We start from the raw sequence: 15,661 nt of genomic DNA on the forward strand, positions 1-15,661 counted from the left end.
GGGGCATTACGCCCTCCTAAACACACCCGTTTCCAGAAAACGCACCACCTGTTTCTGCACCTCGCGATCGTTCGGCATCAGGCTGTGCATGACCGGCAGAACCAGATGATCGCTCATGCCCGGCCAGCAGGTGCGCGCGACCGAAACGCGGCCGTCATGCTTGCCCCGGATCAGCAGACCTGTCGGATAGGGCCAGCCCTTTGTGCCGGCGATAATGCCAAGCGGATAATCGGGCGTGATACCTTTGAGCACCCCTGAATGTGTCGTCAGATCCTGCCCGGCAGGTCCGTAAAGCCAGCGGTAAGGTGCCAACGGCGCCAGGGCATCGGCGACCTCGCTGCCCTGAAGCGGCGGCCCCAGCATGACCACGCGCCCGATACGTCCGACGGCAAAACGCGCCCGCAACCTGCCCAACATATAGGCCGCCACCACCCCGCCCATCGAATGCGTGACGAAGTGCAGTTTGGTGTTGCCGTCGCTCAGGCCTTTTGCGATGAGGGTTTCGGCAACGAAAGCCGCCAGTTGGGGAACGTCCATGCTGCGCCACGGATAGGCGAGATTGACGGTCCGGAAGCCTGCTGCCTTCAACCGCTTTTCCATACCATCGAGACTGCGCGGCGTGCGGCCGATACCGTGCAGAAGGACAACCGTTTGGCCGGCGTGACGCACGTTCAACTCGGCTCTGTCTCGTGAAATTGGCTCATCCGCCTTTCATGGCAAGCCCGAAGCGCGCCGTCCACCGATTATGTCGAGCGGCCGACGGCGGATGCGTCCATGCCCATCCGCCGTCGACACAGGACTCCATCTACTTTGCGTCGACGGCCTGCAGGATAAGCCCGGCGATCTGATCCGGTTCCGAAACCATGGACGCATGGCTGGCCGCCAGGGTGATCGTCGTCGCGTTCATGCGCTTGGCGAAAAAGGCCTCCGCTTCGGGCGGAATCATCAGGTCGTTGGACGAGATGGCGTAATAGGTCGGCTTGCCGTGCCAGGCCGCAACCACCGACGGGGCCTCGAAGATGGACGGGCTGGTGGGTATTTGCGCCGCCGCCATGGTCGCGGCTTCGGCGGCCGGCACGTCGGCAGCAAACACCGCAGGGAATTGTGCCGGATCGATCACCAGGTTACCGTTCGCGTCGGGACGCAGAGCCTGGATGCCGACCGGTGGCGGCGCGCCGGCGGATATGGCCTGGATGCTCTCGCCCTTGTCCAGGCCGAAGGCGGCGATATAAACCAGGGCCTTGATCTTGGGGTCGTCGCCGGCTTCGCCGATCACGACGCCGCCCCAGGAATGCCCGACCAGAACCACGGGCCCGGTCTGCGCGGCCAGAACCGCCTTGGTGGCGCTGACATCGTCGGCAAGCGAGGTCAGCGGATTGTCGACCTCGGTGACCTTTATCCCCTTGTCCCTGAGAAGGGTGGCGACCTTGTCCCAGCTGCTCGACTGGGCGAAGGCGCCGTGAACCAGCACGACGCTCGTTTCCGGGATGGGCGCCGGACTGGCGGTCGGATCGGCCGAAGCCTGGCTTGCCGCGGCGCCGGCCAGGGTGATGCCCACGGCGGCGGCGGAGGCAAGGATGTGTTTGAATGTATTCGACATATTTATCTCCATAGGTTGCATTGATGAACGCGGGATGCTTACTGGGGATAATCTATCAGGCCAATCTATCGGGTAGCGGGAGCGCGTCGGGTCGACGTCGTTCGCACTTGCAACATAACCAAAAAAACGCACGGCGGAAGCAATTCCGCCACCAGGGCGATCACGATATCGTGGCCATCCATGCGTAGAATATTACCTATGACGGTGACAGAGGATGACTTACAGGAGGGGCTCGCTACGACCCACGGAAGAGCGCGGGGATTTCGAGGCTATGACGTCAACACGCCGGTCTTGAATCCACGGCGCTTTGGCCGCAAGCTGGGCACTCTTGTCACCGCAGGACGGCGTGGAATGACCCAGGACGCATCGCTATTGGACAGGCTGTTGCAGGCCATCGCGTCGCGGGACGACCCGACGGTCGACAGGCTGTTGCAAGATGAGCCGCAGTTGGCCAGGTCCGTTATCGGCCAGGCGGGCCATGCCGGAGCGCGGGAATACTTCCTTCCCGATATCCATCTGCAAATCTATGCCGGCGATACCGCGCTGCATGTTGCAGCGGCGGCCTACAGACCGGATGTGGCGGGTAGATTGATCGCCCTGGGCGCCGATATCCGCGGGCGAAATCGCCGCGGCGCCGGGCCCCTGCACAGCGCCACCGTCGGCGCACCGGGTTCGGATCACTGGAACCCCGGCGCCCAGGCCGAAACCATTGCCTTCCTGATAGCCAAGGGCGCCGATCCCAATGCCGTCGACAAGAACGGCGTGACGCCGTTGCACCGCGCCATCCGCAACCGCTGCGCCGCTGCCGTGAAGGCTCTGCTCGAGGGCGGGGCCGATGTGAGGCTCCCCAACGGCAACGGCTCGACGGCCATGGCCCTGGCTACGCACACAACGGGGCGCGGCGGCACGGGGACACCGCCCGCCAGGGCCCAGCAGGCGGAAATCGTCTGCTTGCTGGAACAGGCCCTCGGTATTTAGGGCGAATGGCCATCGGAAGACTGTCCTCCCACTGTGGAGCCGCGTAACCGCCCTTTTGGCCGCTCGCCCTCCTCAGGCGCCCAGCGTAAGTTCCGGGCGAATGGAGGTCGCCGTCGCCGTCGGGAAATCGGCCGGGACCGGATAGCTGACCGGCACACGCGCCAGCCATTGCAAGACACGCGGCAGCAGGGTCTGAACGTCGGCGCTGCGCAGGGTGACAGGCTGGACGTCGCCCTTCCAGACATGGCCGTAATTGGCGATATAGACCCGGCCGCGACCATATTTGACCGCCCATTCCATCGGCCAGTTCTTCTGCGTCGCCGGTTCCAAGGCATAGGACAAAACGCTCAGATGATGCGCCGGGCCGCGCGCGTAACGGTAAAGCTCGACATCCGCCGTCATCCACATCCTGGGCAGGCCTTTATGCACCGAATGGTCGCCGATCCGGTGGACCAGGGCGTTGAAGCGCGGGCCGTGGCCGGTGCCGTCGCCTTCACCCGGGGGGATCGATACGGGCTTTTCGCGGTCGTCGATATAGACGGCGGTGCCGTACTCCTTCGGACGCCAGCCCAGGCCGATGATCTCATTATAGGCCGGCCAGTCGGCAAAGGCATTATTGCCGGCGTGCAGGACAAAGACGCCGCCGCCCTTGCGCACGAACGTTTCGAAGTCGCTCTTGACGGCATCCGGCCAGGTCGGCCCGCCACCTAAATCGTTATAGGTCTGGATGACCGCGTCATAATCGCCGAAGCGCGGCCGCCATTGATCCCACCCTTCGGCCGCGGCGGTCGGCGGCGAGGTCGAGACCGTCACATCGAACAGGCCCGTCGGCTCCAGAATGGCCCGCAGGCATCGGGTCGTCATCTGCCAATCGTGATTGCTGACGCCATCGACGATCAGGATTTTGAGACGCCGGCCCGCGGGTTTCGCCGCCACAGCGCCGGCCAGCATCATGCCTAGCCCGGCTTGGCCGGCGCCGATCAACATATGCCGCCGGTTAATAGCTGTGGTCATCGGCATCTACCTCTTCAATGGGTGACAGGGCGGCCGGGACGCGCCGTGAAAGAATGATTGATGACAGCCGCGGCGATCGATGTCCATACCCGCCAGAGCCTGGGCCAATTCGCCGCCCCGACGTGGATTATACGTAAAAATTCGTTTTGCATATAAATTAAAGCCCGCTATCACACGAGAAAGACTTTCAGGAGCAGGACATGCTGGACAGACGCAATCTATTGAAAACCGTAAGCCTGTTGGGCACCTTACCCTTGGGGCTGTCCGCCACGGCGGCCGGTGCGGAACCGGCGCCGGCGCGCCGCGCGCCCATGCCCGTAACCGGCGACAAACCGTCGGCGCGGGAAGTCCTGTCCCTCAACAAAGGCTGGCGCTTCCTGGAAGGCGATGTGCCCTTCCCGAAAGTCATGGGTCAAGGTTGGTCCTACGCCAATGCAAAAGCCGGCTCGGCCTGGGGCGCGGCATCGGCGACCTATGACGACACCGAATGGATGCCGGTGACCCTGCCGCATGACTTCGCCAGTTTCCAGGTGCCTGACCGCAACGAGAATCTGGCCCAGGGCTACCGCAAGCGCGGGATAGGCTGGTACCGCAACCTGCTGAGATTCGAGGAGGCGGACCGCGGCAAACACTTCGAACTGCAACTGGACGGCATTTCGACCTTTGCCACGGTGTGGCTGAACGGTACCCTCGTCAACCGCAACTGGTCTGGCTACAACGCCATCTATATCGACATCACACCCTTCGTCACCTACGGCGATGCCCTCAATTCGCTGGTCGTTCGCGTCGACGCCGACGCCATGCAGGGTTGGTGGTACGAAGGCGCCGGCATCTATCGCAACACCTGGATCGTCAAGCGCGATCCCGTTCATATCGTCACCGACGGGGTCTTCGCCCACCCGGTCGAGGAAGGCGGACAATGGCGTATTCCCCTCGAAGTCACGCTCAACAATTCAGGCGAGGCGCAACAAAGCGTCGATATCGTCTCTACCCTCCTGGACGCAGACGGCGCCGTCGTCACCGAAACGCACATGACCGCCGATGTCGACGCCTTGCAGACCGCGGTCGCCACCGGCAGCATGAACGTCGCGAACCCAAAACTGTGGAGCATCGAAACACCGAACCTGTACAGCGTCCGCACCCAGGTCATTTATTCCGGCCGGGTCGCGGATGAGGTCACGACGCCGGCCGGCTTCCGCAGCCAAAAATTCGACCCCAACACCGGTTTCCACCTCAACGGACGCCCGGTGAAATTAAAGGGCGTCTGTATCCACCAGGACCATGCCGGCGTTGGCGTGGCCATGCCGGATGGCCTTCTGGAATACCGCCTCAACCGCCTGAAAGAGCTGGGCTGCAACGCCATACGGTGTTCCCACAACGCCCAGGACCGGTCCTTCTACGCCCTGTGCGACCGGCTGGGCTTCCTGGTCATGGACGAAAACCGCGTCTTCAACCCGTCGCCGATCCACATGGCCGAACTGGAATGGCTGGTGCGCCGCGACCGCAACCACCCCTCGGTCATCCTGTGGTCGGTGTTCAACGAAGAACCGATGCAGGGCACGGAGCAAGCCTACCAAATGGTGCGCCGCATGGCCGCCCTGGTCAAATCGCTCGACACGACGCGACCGGTCACGGCGGCTATGAACGACGGCCTGTTCACGCCCAGGAATGCCGCCCAGGCCGTCGATGTCGTCGGCTTCAATTACCAGTATCTGTCCTATGACGATTTCCACAAGGCGCATCCGGACGTGCCCATCACCTCGTCCGAAGACTGCTCCGCCTATATGACCCGCGGCGAATACAAAACGATCCCCGAGAAAAACATCATCGCCTCCTATGACGACGATCCCTCCTCATGGGGGACCACCCATCGCGCCGGCTGGAAGGCCATTGCCGAACGGCCCTTCGTCGCCGGCGCCTTTGTCTGGACCGGTTTCGATTACCACGGCGAACCGACCCCGCACCAATGGCCGTCCAACTCGTCCTTCTTCGGCATCATGGACCTGTGCGGTTTCGCCAAGAACGCCTTCTGGCTGCGCCAGGCCCAATGGCGCGACGAACCCGTCCTGCAACTGGCCCCGCACTGGACCTGGCCCGGCCGCGAAGGCGAAGAGCTGCTGATCATGGCCTTCCACAATATGGACGAGGTCGAGGTGTTCCTGAACGGTCGTTCGCTCGGCCGGCAAAAGGGCGACATCTATGAGATGAACCGGTGGAAGGCCGTCTATGCCCCCGGTAAACTGAAAGCGGTCGGCTATCGCGGCGGCAAGGCGGTCAAGACCTGCGAAGTCGAAACGACGGCTGCGCCGGTCAGCCTGAAACTGACACCTTACCGCACCGCCATGCGCGGCGACGGCATCGATGCCCAGCCCTTCACGGTCGAGGCTCTGGACGCCAAGGGCCGCCAGGTCCCGGTCGCTCAACACCAGATCACCTTCACGATCGAAGGCGGCGACATCATCGGCCTTGGCAACGGCAATCCCAACGATGTCACCAGCGAAAAAGGCAATACCCGCGCCCTGTTCAACGGTCTGGCCCAGGTCATTGTCCAGACCCGCGAAGGCCATGCCGGCCGGTTGCGGCTGACGGCGGCGGCGCCCGGGCTGAAAAGCGCGGTCGCCGATATCGAGGTCGCAGGCGCCGAGCCCTGGCCGTACCAGGTGGTGGCGCAAAGCGTCCAGACCCTGGATAATTGGCGGCGGGCGCCGGACCAGGCGACAGCCATGGACCCCAGCCTGCGCCCGGCGGATAACGACATGAACTCATGGGGCTGGTTCCGGACAGGCGCTGCGTTTGCGGCACCGGCCACGGATGGTTATACCCTGTGCGCGGTTGAAGTCGAAGCCTTTGCCAAGGTTCGCCACCACGGCGGGACCGTGGAATGCCGGGGTCTGCTGGGCAAGTGCAGTCTCTATATCGACGGCCGGAAAGTCGCCGAAAAGACCGATGCCGGCGCGGGGCAGCTCAGCGCTCCCTTCCCCGCCGGTGAGGGCAAGCATTGGCTGAGCCTGATTTTCGCGACCAGGTCAGGCCAGGCCTTCGGCCTGACCGATGGCGTGCGCATCCGGCCGTGAGTTTGGCGGCTAACCTATGCCGCCATGACATTGATCACGGTATTGATGAAATCCAACGGTTTGAACGGCTTTTGGATCTCCCCGTCCGCCCCGGCGCGTACGGCCGCTGAGGTGGCGCGTTCGGGCGTCACCCGCGTCTCCAACCCCGCCGACATAGCCAGGATCTTGACCGTGGGCCAGCTCGACTTGATCAGCTTGATCCCTTCCAGCCCGCCCATCCCCGGCATGAAAATATCGCAGACGGCAAGGTCGATATGGCCGATATCGACATTGGCCAGGGCCTCTTCCATCGAGGCCGCCGTGCTGACGCGGAAACCGTGGTCGCTGAGCATCTGCGCCGTCAGATTGGCCACGACATGGCTGTCGTCGATGACCAGGGCATGGTGGCGCCGCCGGCCTTCGGCGATATCCTGTTCCGCGGTCTCGACGATCGCCGTGACCTGCTTGCGTGAGAACGGTTTGCGCAGCACATAGTCGGCATTGGCCTTGCGGGCCACGTCCAGCGTTTCCTCGATCGCCTCATCGCGGCTGCCCGCCGTCATGACGCAAATCGTGGCATTGGGCGCCATGTCGCGGAGCTGCGGCAGGTAAGGCAGGCTGTTGTCGTCGCCCAGGAAGATGTCGACAAAGACCAGGGTCGGATGCTGCTGCACCAGAAGCCGGCGCCCCTCCTCCATCGTTTTGGCGTGCACATACCGCCAGTCCTCGTCGGTCAGCATACGGCCGATGATCTGCGACTGGGTGAAGCTGTCCTCGATGATCAGTGCCAGGCCTTCGGCCATGGGTGTCTCCTCGTTATGGTTTTAAGAGCGCATAGTCTGATTTCGATGCGTCGGCCAGTATGTTCGTCGGATTCGCCGGCTTTACGGTGCGCTATTACCTTTTCGAACCCACTGCATAAGGACATGAAAATCTTAATATTTTCAACTACATGACCTTCCTTATGCCGCGCTGTGACTACTGCATAAGGCGGCGAAAAACGCCACTCAACCCACCCGCCGCCAGGTCAGGGTGCGCGTGGTCGGCGTACCGTCGGCCGCCGTGGTCGCGATGGTAATGATCAGACTGTCGCCCTGCACATCCATGGCGCGCGTCAAGGTGCCGCCGACGTTTTCCGGCGACAGGGCGGCGGTCAGGTGCTGGGTGACCGTACCGGCGGCATCGTCGATCGTATAGGTGCCGAAATAGGCGTCATAGCCGCCCTGGGCCCGGCTGTTGTTCCTGGCCGCCGCCGGGCCTTCCGGGATGATGCCGGACCGGTCGCGGCGCATGAACTGGGCGGCGAAATTGCCACCCCTGTCATAGATCAGGAGGCCGAACGGATCCTCGCCCAAAGAGGTTTCGGGACGGCGTTCGCCGGTTTCGGTAAGGTCGATGCGCGACAAAAGCTGCCACGTGCCGGGCAGGGTGGCGGAAAGTGGAGCGGTCATGGGCAGGTCCTGTCTTAAGGCGTGAAAGCGGCCAAGGGTTCGAATTCGCCGGGCGCCAGGCCACAGCCGGCATCGGCATACAGCCTGACCCCGGAGGCGACGGCCTGAAGCAGGCGATACGGCTGGTGTGTGACGGCCGCCGGATGCACGATTGCCGCGATGCCGTCGAGCCAGCCGGGACCGAAACCGCGGCGCTCGATGGCCACGCCCTGCCAGAAATCCGCGCCCTCCAGATCGCCTCCGAAAACGATCAGCGGTTCCGCCAAACGCGCCGCGATGTCGCGCACCTCATAGGCCCCCTGACGCGCGATCGTCGGGCCCAGAAACGCTATGCGGTTACCGGGTTTGCGCTCGCGCGCCGACGGCCTTTGCCAGTCCAGCCAATGGCCGCGCGCCCCGAACCCGAAGGCGATATCGTGGTGCGGCGCGATCAGCCGCCGGGCCGCTGTCAGGGCCTCGGCTTCCGCCGCGACGATCGTCGCGGGGGCGCGAAAATCGGCGATGGTGCGGCTGGACGGATGGCGGGCATGGACGGCGTCCAGCCGGCTCTGCAGATCGGCCAAAGGATACCGCGTCATCAGCACGTCGAAGCTCCGCCCGCCCAGCGACCCGTCACGCCACAGGAAGGGCAGGAAGGTCTGGTGCACCACCACATGGCGGCTGAGATAGTCGATGCGCCGGCCCAATTTCAGGGCCAGGGCGGCGTCGTTGCGCAGATAGGCGTCCTGGCGCACCGAACCCGGCGCCTTGGCCACCCGGTGCATGTCGACATGACGCCGCAAGGTGGCCAGCGGCGCCAAGGGGCGGACACGCGGCCAATCATAACGCCTGAGGCCGGGAAACCCTGGCGCTATGACCTGGTCCCTTTCCCCGGCCTGAGCCGCGACATAGGCCGAAAACTCCGGCCACGGCTGGTCGAGCACGAAGCTGGTCTGGCCCGGATTGACCGGCACGGCGGCGAAGTTGAGGTGGCAATCCTTTTGATTGCAGGTAGCGCAGCTCTCTGGCCCATGTGCGGTCACGACACAGCCTCGAAGCGGACGATCAGCTCGTTTTCCGTCAGCCGGCATATAATGCGCAAGGGTCGCGGCGCCTCGAAACGCAGGTCGACATAGTTCCAATAGACCGTGGCGTCCTCGCCCGGCGGAAAGGCGGCATTGGGGACGGCGGCGCTATGGCCATGGCGTTCGACGATGCGGCAGCCGGCTTCGCGGGCGGCGCGGTAAAGGCTGTTGCTGAGCTGGCATATGCCACCGGCCAGGGTCGGGATCAGGCAGCCCTGGCGCAGTTCGCGTCCGACCACGAAACCGCGCCGGCGCGTCGGCCGGCCTAGTTGCGCCCAAAAGCTGAAGGTCTGGCCGGCAGGTACGACAACACCGTCGAAAGCGCGCGCCGCCACCCGTAAATTCTGCACCTTGCCCAGTTGCAGGGCCTGTTCGCGATCATCGCGATCACTGTAGAGTGGGGTTGCGACCTGGGCCAGAACCTGACCGGTCCCAGGCCTCGCCGGCCAGCGTCGCGTACGCCGGCCCATGCCGTCCGAAGCCAGTCGTTTTACCTTCAACAGGGTCGATTTCAGCGCGAACACCGCCATGTCGTAACGGCTTAATTCGCGCGCTGTTCCGCTCGTCACGCCATCCTCCCCAAACCCGCCCGGCACACTATGTGACCGGACGGAAGGTTTGGCAAGATGGCGAAAAAGGTCGGGGGAGGACGCGCCTACGTCCTCCCCCTTGTTTTTGTCTGGCCTGCGGCAACCCGGAGAGGAAGCCTCTCCAGACAAAAGCTGTCATGTTTGACGCGCAATTTATCCAAAAAGTGCAATTGACGTTTCACGCCACTTTTTGGATTGCGCTTAGTAGCTCAAATCGAAGCCCAGCCGCATGTAACGCGGTGTGCTGTAGTTGGTGACGTTACCGTAGCTGGAGTCGATCAGGCCGATCTCGTCGCCGTCATAGGTGACATAGCGCGTCAGGACGGCGTGCTGGTCGAACAGATTGAAGATATCGGCGCGCAAGACCAGCTTGCCGCCCACCGAATACTTCTCCGGCAAGGTGTAGCGGAAGGAAACGTCGATCGTCTTCGTCCAGTCGGATTCGAGGCCCTCGCCCAGCTTGGCCGGCTCGCCGCCGCAATAGTGCGACACGTCGCCATAACCATAGGCATAGCTGTCGTCGGCATTGAGACCGAGGCAGGAGAAGCGTTCCGGCGATTGCACCAGGACATTGGCGCCGACCAGGAAGGACGGCGTAATGGCATAGGAGCCCCACAGCTTGAACGTATGGTCGCGGTTGCCGGGCAGGATACCGGAGCCGTAGTTTTCCATGCCGGGGGAATCCCAGGCATAGGTGGCGCCGGCGTCGGTCTGCACCGTATTGCCGTATTCGGTCACCGTGCCGTTATAATTGCCGTTGAGGCGCGACCAGACATATGAGCCTTGCAGGCCCCACTTGCCGTCGAAGGCACGCTTGAAGTCGAAACTCAAGGCCTTGTATTCGCGCTTGGCGTCCTTGTAATGCCCCAGCTGATCGGCGGTCAGGGTGATGGTCCGTGCGTCGGTTTCGCCCGGCAGGACGTTCTTCAGCTTGATCGTCACGTCATGATTGCCGACGTTCCAGACATAATAGCTGGAGCCCCCGACCCATTGCGAGCTGTCGAGGCCGGCGGCATCGAGATAGGAGATGATCGCGTCGTTGAAGTCGGAATCTTCCGAAACATTCTTGATATTGCGATAGGTCGCCGTCAGCCCGACGCTCCACAGGTCGTTGATATTGTAGCGGCCGCCCAGGATGGTTTCGTCGGATTCGGTGGCTTTCAGGCCGACCGAAGTCTTGGACGTGGCGCCTTCCTGGGTGCCGTTGCCGTAGACGACGCAGGCGGCCGTGCCGGCGGCGGCATTGGTGCTGTTGAAACCGGGCGCCGAGGCCAGGGACGACGCCGGACACGGCGTCGAATAACCGGCCTTGGTGGTGATGGCATCGCCGACGTTGCTCGGCAGGCCCGTGCTCGAATCGAGGGTGAAGAAGCTGCCCGAGGACGGGGCGAAATATTCGGTGTAATAGAGGTCCTTGCCGCGGAAGCCGAGATTCATCGCCGGCGGGATGTAGTTTGAGCCATAGGAGCCGAAGACCTTCCAGCGGCCTTCGCCGGTCGGATCCCAGCTGAAGCCGAGGCGCGGCGCGACATTGTTCTTCAGGTCCATATATTGTTCGCCGGACAGGTTGAACTGCTTGAAGTTGTCGCTGCGCAGACCGATTTGCAGGTTGAGGTCCTGGGTAATGTCCCAGTTGTCCTGGATATAGATGGCCTGGTTCTCGGAGCTGACGTGACCGCCCAGGTTTTCGTAAATGACCTGCAGACGCTGGTAATCGGCGACGCCGTCTCCGCTGCTGTCATAGTTGCGGATACGGTATTGTACGGGCTCGGTTCCGGTCAGCTTGGTCGTCTTTTCTTCGGCGTTCTTTTCGTGATCGATGCCGAAGCGGATATGGTGATGGCCCTGCCAATCGAAGCGGACATCGCCGTCGGCGCGCCAGAACTGACGCTCCATTTCATCGGTCTGATAGCTGGCTGATTTCTGGCCGGAGATGACACCGTAGGTGCCGTCTACGGCGTATTCGCGGACATAGTAGGACGTCGTATCGGTCGGCAGGACATTGTCGCGGTCCTTCATGTCGCCCACGGCGGCCGAGACGGAGAACCAATCGGTGACCTTGCCGTTATAGTTGGCGACCCAGTTCTGCCCGCCCAGTTCTTCGTTCGACTTGCCGTTGGCGTCGCCGACCGTGGTGCCGTCGAAGTCGTACAGGTTCGACTTGTCGGTGTTGCTGGTGTCGAAATAGGTCAGGGACAGGTGCTGGGTCGGCGTAATATAGCCGTCCAGCTTCAGGCCGAGGAACGGATCTGTGTTTTTTGTGTCCGTATAGACGCCGGTGGTCTTGTTCGCGGTCTGTTTTTCGTAATCGTTCACCTGATACAGGCCATAGAAGAACAGGTGATCCTTGATGATCGGTCCGCCAGCCTCGACGCTCAGCGAATTGTTCTTGGTCTTGGTGAACTTGCCGACATAGTCATTGGTGTTGAGCTGGTCTTCGCTCAGGTCCATCGGCTGGTAATTGCCATGGACGGCAAAGGTAAAGTCGTTGCTGCCCGACTTGGTCGTGGCATTGACGACGCCGCCGGTGGCGCGGCCGAACTCGGCCTGGTAACCGCCGGTCTTGATTTCGACCGTCTTGTAGAAGTCGAAGGGCACGCGGGCGCTGCTGATATAGGTGTCCGGATTGGTGATGTTCAAGCCGTCGATATAGTAGGCGTTTTCCGCCACCGAACCGCCACCGAACGAAGCCACGGCGCGATCGCCGGTGCCGAAGCCCGGATTGCCCATGTTCACCGTCGGCGCCAGCATGGTGACCGCCGTCAGGTTGCGGGCGATCGGCTGCTGCGCCACCAGTGTGTCGAGATCAACGGTCAGGCCGGTCGTCGTCTTGGTGAAGTCCTGACGAACGCGGTGCCCCTTGACGACCACGGTCTGGGTGGCGTTGATCGATTGCAGCGCGGCGTCGAAGCGGACTTCCTGCGAAATGACGATCGAAACTGTCGCCTTGTAATCGCTGTAGCCCTCAGCCGAGACCGTGATGTCGTAGTCGCCCGGCGCCATGCCGGTGGCCGAGAAGGAGCCGCTACCGTTGCTGGTCAGGGTCCGCGTCTGCCCCTGGGCCTTGGACGTCAGGGTGATCGTGGCGCCGGCAACCGGCGCGCCGTCCGCCTTTACCGACCCGGCCAGGGCGCCGGAGGTATAGTCCTGCGCCGCAACGGCCGTCGGTAGCAGGGCGGTGGCGATCAGGACCGGCAGGGCACCGCCGGCGACGCACAGGGTTGTCGTCGCCAACAGGCCTGTCCGCCAATATTTCGTGTTCAATTTTGTCATCTCTTCGCTCCGTTATCCGGTTCGGCGCATCTGCGGTCCGAGCGGTCTGGGGCAAATAAGCCGCCTGCGTCACGAAAGCGTCAAATGGTTACATTGAGTTAATGTAATTTCAAAAGATACGTGATGCAGTAAAGATACAATTGATGATCGATGATTGTGGTATGTAAAAATCTTGAAGCAATGTTTGCAATTAAAAATATCTATTTTATACATTTCGCTATTAGAAATTACTTATTTCAACGTCGAAATATGAGGCAAGATACGAGCTGGAAATTCAAATTAATTACATTATTTCAAATATGATGTCAATTTTCGGGCCGTCCAAAACATACATGATATATTATTACAGATTCGGAATATTTACAAAGACTCATGCCCGCCGCCAGGCGCCGATATCTTCGAAAGCGGGCGCCCCAAACAACCAGGCAAGCCAACGACAACGGGACGGCATCCGAAGATACCGTCCCGTTGTTCTTTTAGGCCGCCATAAGCCCCCGCTAGGGCAAGCCTGGCAGTAAGCTTCCGCATATTTGCCAACATCCGGTTAAGGTTGCCAAAGAAAATGGAGGTAGCCGGGTATCGCCGCGACTGAACGCCTTATACCGCCGAGCTTGCCGGCGCGTCCGCCGCAGCGCCATCCTTCGGCGCCTTGCCGTTCAGGCGGCTTGCCAGCGCGATCAGGCCGGTGATGGCGGTCAGGCAGCCGAACAGCAGCATGTCCATCGGCGTGCGGTGCCACGCCTTGTAGCCCATCATATTGGTGACGACGCCATAGGCCAGCCAGGCGACGAAAATCCACGACAGGATGACCGTCAGGGCCTTGCCGCCCTTGCGATGGACGCAGGCCATCAGGAGGGCCGCATAGGGCACGATCAGGATCATGTCGTAATCGAGCAGACGTGGCGTCATCAGCGGCACCAAGCCCATACCCAGGACCAGGCGCTCGTCGCGGTCGAGGTCGCACCACTGGGCGATGGCCATGCCGGCCAATACCATGACCGCCATGAAGCCGATCGCCAGCTCGACATTGAGATGCGACGGCCCGGGGACATGGAAGACGAAATTGGTCAGTTCGAACCAACCCATGCCGACCTGGCGCGCCATGGTGACGGAGTGCAGGGTCTTCTGCCACGCCTTGCCGTAATGGCCGTCGGTCAGCACCATCAGATAGGCGACGCCGGCACCGGCGGCCACACGCCAGCTGAAGGCAAAGGCCCGGCGCCACAGGGCTTCATCAGCCAGGAGGAAGATGACGAAATAGGCGATAAAGGTCGGCTTGACGCAGGCGCACATCAACACCACGGCGGTGAAGGGCCAGCGCGTCTTGGGGAACAGCAACAGGCTTGCCAGGACCAGGGCGTGCATGACGATGCCGACATTGGCGCAGACAAAGGTCATCGCGGTCAGGGCGGCGAAGGCCAGGAAACGATATTGAAAGGGAATGCCGGGGAACTTCTTGATCAGGGCAAACCATAGCAGGAACAGGGTCGCCGGCGCCAACAGCAGCCAGATGAACAGGGCGCGCGCGCCGGGCACGCCCATGGCCTTGACGAGCGGGTAGAAGAGCCGGGCGATCTGGGGCGCGTAGACATAGGCGGCCGGGCGGACGCCGGCGCACACCGGCGGGTGGATGGCGTAGGGCGAATGTCCTGAGCCCAGGGTGCGCGCGCCGCACAGGACGGCGTCGATGTCCATCAGCATCCAGCTATGGTGCGTGAACATGTAATAGAGGCCGGCGATCACCGGATAGAGGCAAAACGCCACGAACAGGCACGACAGGATTTTGTAACGCGTCAACACGCGCAGCACGGACAAGGCGTCCATCGATAAGCCACTCCCCCGGGCCAAGTCGGCCCATCCTGGCCAGCATCATCCTTAGCCAACCAAGGCGACATCAGCCGGAAAATACGGCCCTGTCAAGGCAACGAGATTTTTGCGCGAGCCGATTGACAGGCCGCCTTATTGAGGATATTTAATATCCTTAAGGATATTAAATATCCTCAATAAATTTCACAGGAGCCTGTCATGTTCCAACGTCCCAATCCCTACGCTTTGTCGCCCGAGTTCGTGCGCAAATATTCCGAGTTCAGCATGGCGCTGAAGACCAGCACGATCGAAGCCGCGTTGCAGCATCTTATCGAGATCCGCGCCTCGCAAATCAATGGCTGCGCCTTCTGTGTCGATATGCATTCCAAGCAGGCCAAGATCGCCGGCGAACGCGAACTGCGTCTCTATCACCTGCCGATTTGGCGCGAATCGCCTCTGTTCAGCGATCGCGAACGCGCCGCTCTGGAATGGACCGAAGTCCTGACCAGGCTGCCAGAACATGGTGTGCCGGATTCCATTTACGATGCGGTCCGCGTTCATCTCAGCGACAAGGAAATTGCCGACCTGACCTTCTCCGTCATTGTGATCAATGGCTGGAACCGCCTCAGCATCGCCTTCCAGGCCGTACCGGGCTCCCAGGACGCGGCCTTCGGCCTGACCAAGGCCAATCTGAGCTGAGCTGGTCTTTCCTTTGGCGGCGGGGGTGTGTTAGGATTTCAAACCATCCTTTGAGCGTTTACTTGACGACAAGGGCCCCACCACCACGCCCTTCGGGCGCGGTCCCCCTCCCCGGCAAGCGGGGAGGATCAAG

General features: G+C 62.0%; 12 protein-coding genes. 3 read left to right on the forward strand and 9 right to left on the reverse strand.

Going from position 1 to position 15,661, the window contains the following annotated elements; translation table 11 throughout:
* Positions 1-6 precede the first annotated feature (6 nt).
* Both AC1DX3_RS09070 and AC1DX3_RS09075 read right to left on the reverse strand, forming a co-directional pair.
* On the reverse strand, positions 7-669 hold the full coding sequence (locus AC1DX3_RS09070; protein WP_476988966.1) for an alpha/beta fold hydrolase: 663 nt from the start codon (positions 667-669) through the stop codon (positions 7-9).
* A 136-nt stretch (positions 670-805) separates the two neighbouring features.
* A complete protein-coding gene (locus AC1DX3_RS09075) occupies positions 806-1,600 on the reverse strand; it encodes an alpha/beta fold hydrolase (protein ID WP_476988934.1) in 795 nt (264 codons plus the stop codon).
* A gap of 351 nt (positions 1,601-1,951) precedes the next feature.
* Between AC1DX3_RS09075 and AC1DX3_RS09080 the strand changes: the two genes are divergently transcribed.
* Positions 1,952-2,578 carry an ankyrin repeat domain-containing protein gene (locus AC1DX3_RS09080; protein ID WP_476988935.1) on the forward strand — a complete coding sequence of 209 codons (627 nt, stop codon included), beginning with the start codon at positions 1,952-1,954 and terminating at the stop codon, positions 2,576-2,578.
* A 72-nt stretch (positions 2,579-2,650) separates the two neighbouring features.
* Here the strand turns inward: AC1DX3_RS09080 and AC1DX3_RS09085 are convergent, their stop codons facing one another.
* A complete protein-coding gene (locus AC1DX3_RS09085) occupies positions 2,651-3,592 on the reverse strand; it encodes a ThuA domain-containing protein (RefSeq protein ID WP_476988936.1) in 942 nt (313 codons plus the stop codon).
* A gap of 200 nt (positions 3,593-3,792) precedes the next feature.
* Between AC1DX3_RS09085 and galA the strand changes: the two genes are divergently transcribed.
* Positions 3,793-6,666, forward strand: a complete 2,874-nt coding sequence (galA, locus tag AC1DX3_RS09090; protein WP_476988937.1) for a beta-galactosidase GalA — start codon at positions 3,793-3,795, stop codon at positions 6,664-6,666.
* Between the two features lie 14 nt (positions 6,667-6,680).
* Here the strand turns inward: galA and AC1DX3_RS09095 are convergent, their stop codons facing one another.
* The 6 genes from AC1DX3_RS09095 to AC1DX3_RS09120 form a co-directional block, all read right to left on the reverse strand.
* The gene (locus AC1DX3_RS09095; RefSeq protein ID WP_476988938.1) at positions 6,681-7,448 is read right to left on the reverse strand and encodes a response regulator; all 768 of its coding nucleotides are present in this window, start codon (positions 7,446-7,448) and stop codon (positions 6,681-6,683) included.
* A 204-nt stretch (positions 7,449-7,652) separates the two neighbouring features.
* Positions 7,653-8,096, reverse strand: coding sequence for a lipocalin-like domain-containing protein (locus AC1DX3_RS09100; RefSeq protein ID WP_476988939.1), 444 nt, complete (start codon positions 8,094-8,096; stop codon positions 7,653-7,655).
* A 14-nt stretch (positions 8,097-8,110) separates the two neighbouring features.
* Positions 8,111-9,118, reverse strand: a complete 1,008-nt coding sequence (locus AC1DX3_RS09105) for a hypothetical protein (RefSeq protein WP_476988940.1) — start codon at positions 9,116-9,118, stop codon at positions 8,111-8,113.
* Positions 9,115-9,729 (reverse strand): VanW family protein, encoded by a 615-nt coding sequence (locus AC1DX3_RS09110; RefSeq protein ID WP_476988941.1) that lies wholly within the window; start codon positions 9,727-9,729, stop codon positions 9,115-9,117. Before AC1DX3_RS09110 ends, AC1DX3_RS09105 begins: the two co-directional genes overlap by 4 nt.
* A gap of 222 nt (positions 9,730-9,951) precedes the next feature.
* Positions 9,952-13,023, reverse strand: coding sequence for a TonB-dependent receptor (locus AC1DX3_RS09115; protein ID WP_476988942.1), 3,072 nt, complete (start codon positions 13,021-13,023; stop codon positions 9,952-9,954).
* Between the two features lie 597 nt (positions 13,024-13,620).
* Positions 13,621-14,847: a hypothetical protein gene (locus AC1DX3_RS09120; protein ID WP_476988943.1), complete on the reverse strand. Its 1,227-nt coding sequence runs from the start codon at positions 14,845-14,847 to the stop codon at positions 13,621-13,623.
* Between the two features lie 201 nt (positions 14,848-15,048).
* Between AC1DX3_RS09120 and AC1DX3_RS09125 the strand changes: the two genes are divergently transcribed.
* On the forward strand, positions 15,049-15,528 hold the full coding sequence (locus AC1DX3_RS09125; RefSeq protein WP_476988944.1) for a carboxymuconolactone decarboxylase family protein: 480 nt from the start codon (positions 15,049-15,051) through the stop codon (positions 15,526-15,528).
* Positions 15,529-15,661: the final 133 nt, after the last annotated feature.

The sequence above is a fragment of the Asticcacaulis sp. P2_B1 genome (assembly GCF_056404915.1).

Bases quoted from the DNA above. Each gene is read 5' to 3' on its own strand.
- AC1DX3_RS09100 (WP_476988939.1), bottom strand. From the start codon at position 8,096: ATGACCGCTCCACTTTCCGCCACCCTGCCCGGCACGTGGCAGCTTTTG.
- AC1DX3_RS09115 (WP_476988942.1), bottom strand. From the start codon at position 13,023: ATGACAAAATTGAACACGAAATATTGGCGGACAGGCCTGTTGGCGACG.
- galA (WP_476988937.1), top strand. From the start codon at position 3,793: ATGCTGGACAGACGCAATCTATTGAAAACCGTAAGCCTGTTGGGCACC.
- AC1DX3_RS09125 (WP_476988944.1), top strand. From the start codon at position 15,049: ATGTTCCAACGTCCCAATCCCTACGCTTTGTCGCCCGAGTTCGTGCGC.
- AC1DX3_RS09080 (WP_476988935.1), top strand. From the start codon at position 1,952: ATGACCCAGGACGCATCGCTATTGGACAGGCTGTTGCAGGCCATCGCG.
- AC1DX3_RS09075 (WP_476988934.1), bottom strand. From the start codon at position 1,600: ATGTCGAATACATTCAAACACATCCTTGCCTCCGCCGCCGCCGTGGGC.
- AC1DX3_RS09120 (WP_476988943.1), bottom strand. From the start codon at position 14,847: ATGGACGCCTTGTCCGTGCTGCGCGTGTTGACGCGTTACAAAATCCTG.
- AC1DX3_RS09085 (WP_476988936.1), bottom strand. From the start codon at position 3,592: ATGACCACAGCTATTAACCGGCGGCATATGTTGATCGGCGCCGGCCAA.
- AC1DX3_RS09095 (WP_476988938.1), bottom strand. From the start codon at position 7,448: ATGGCCGAAGGCCTGGCACTGATCATCGAGGACAGCTTCACCCAGTCG.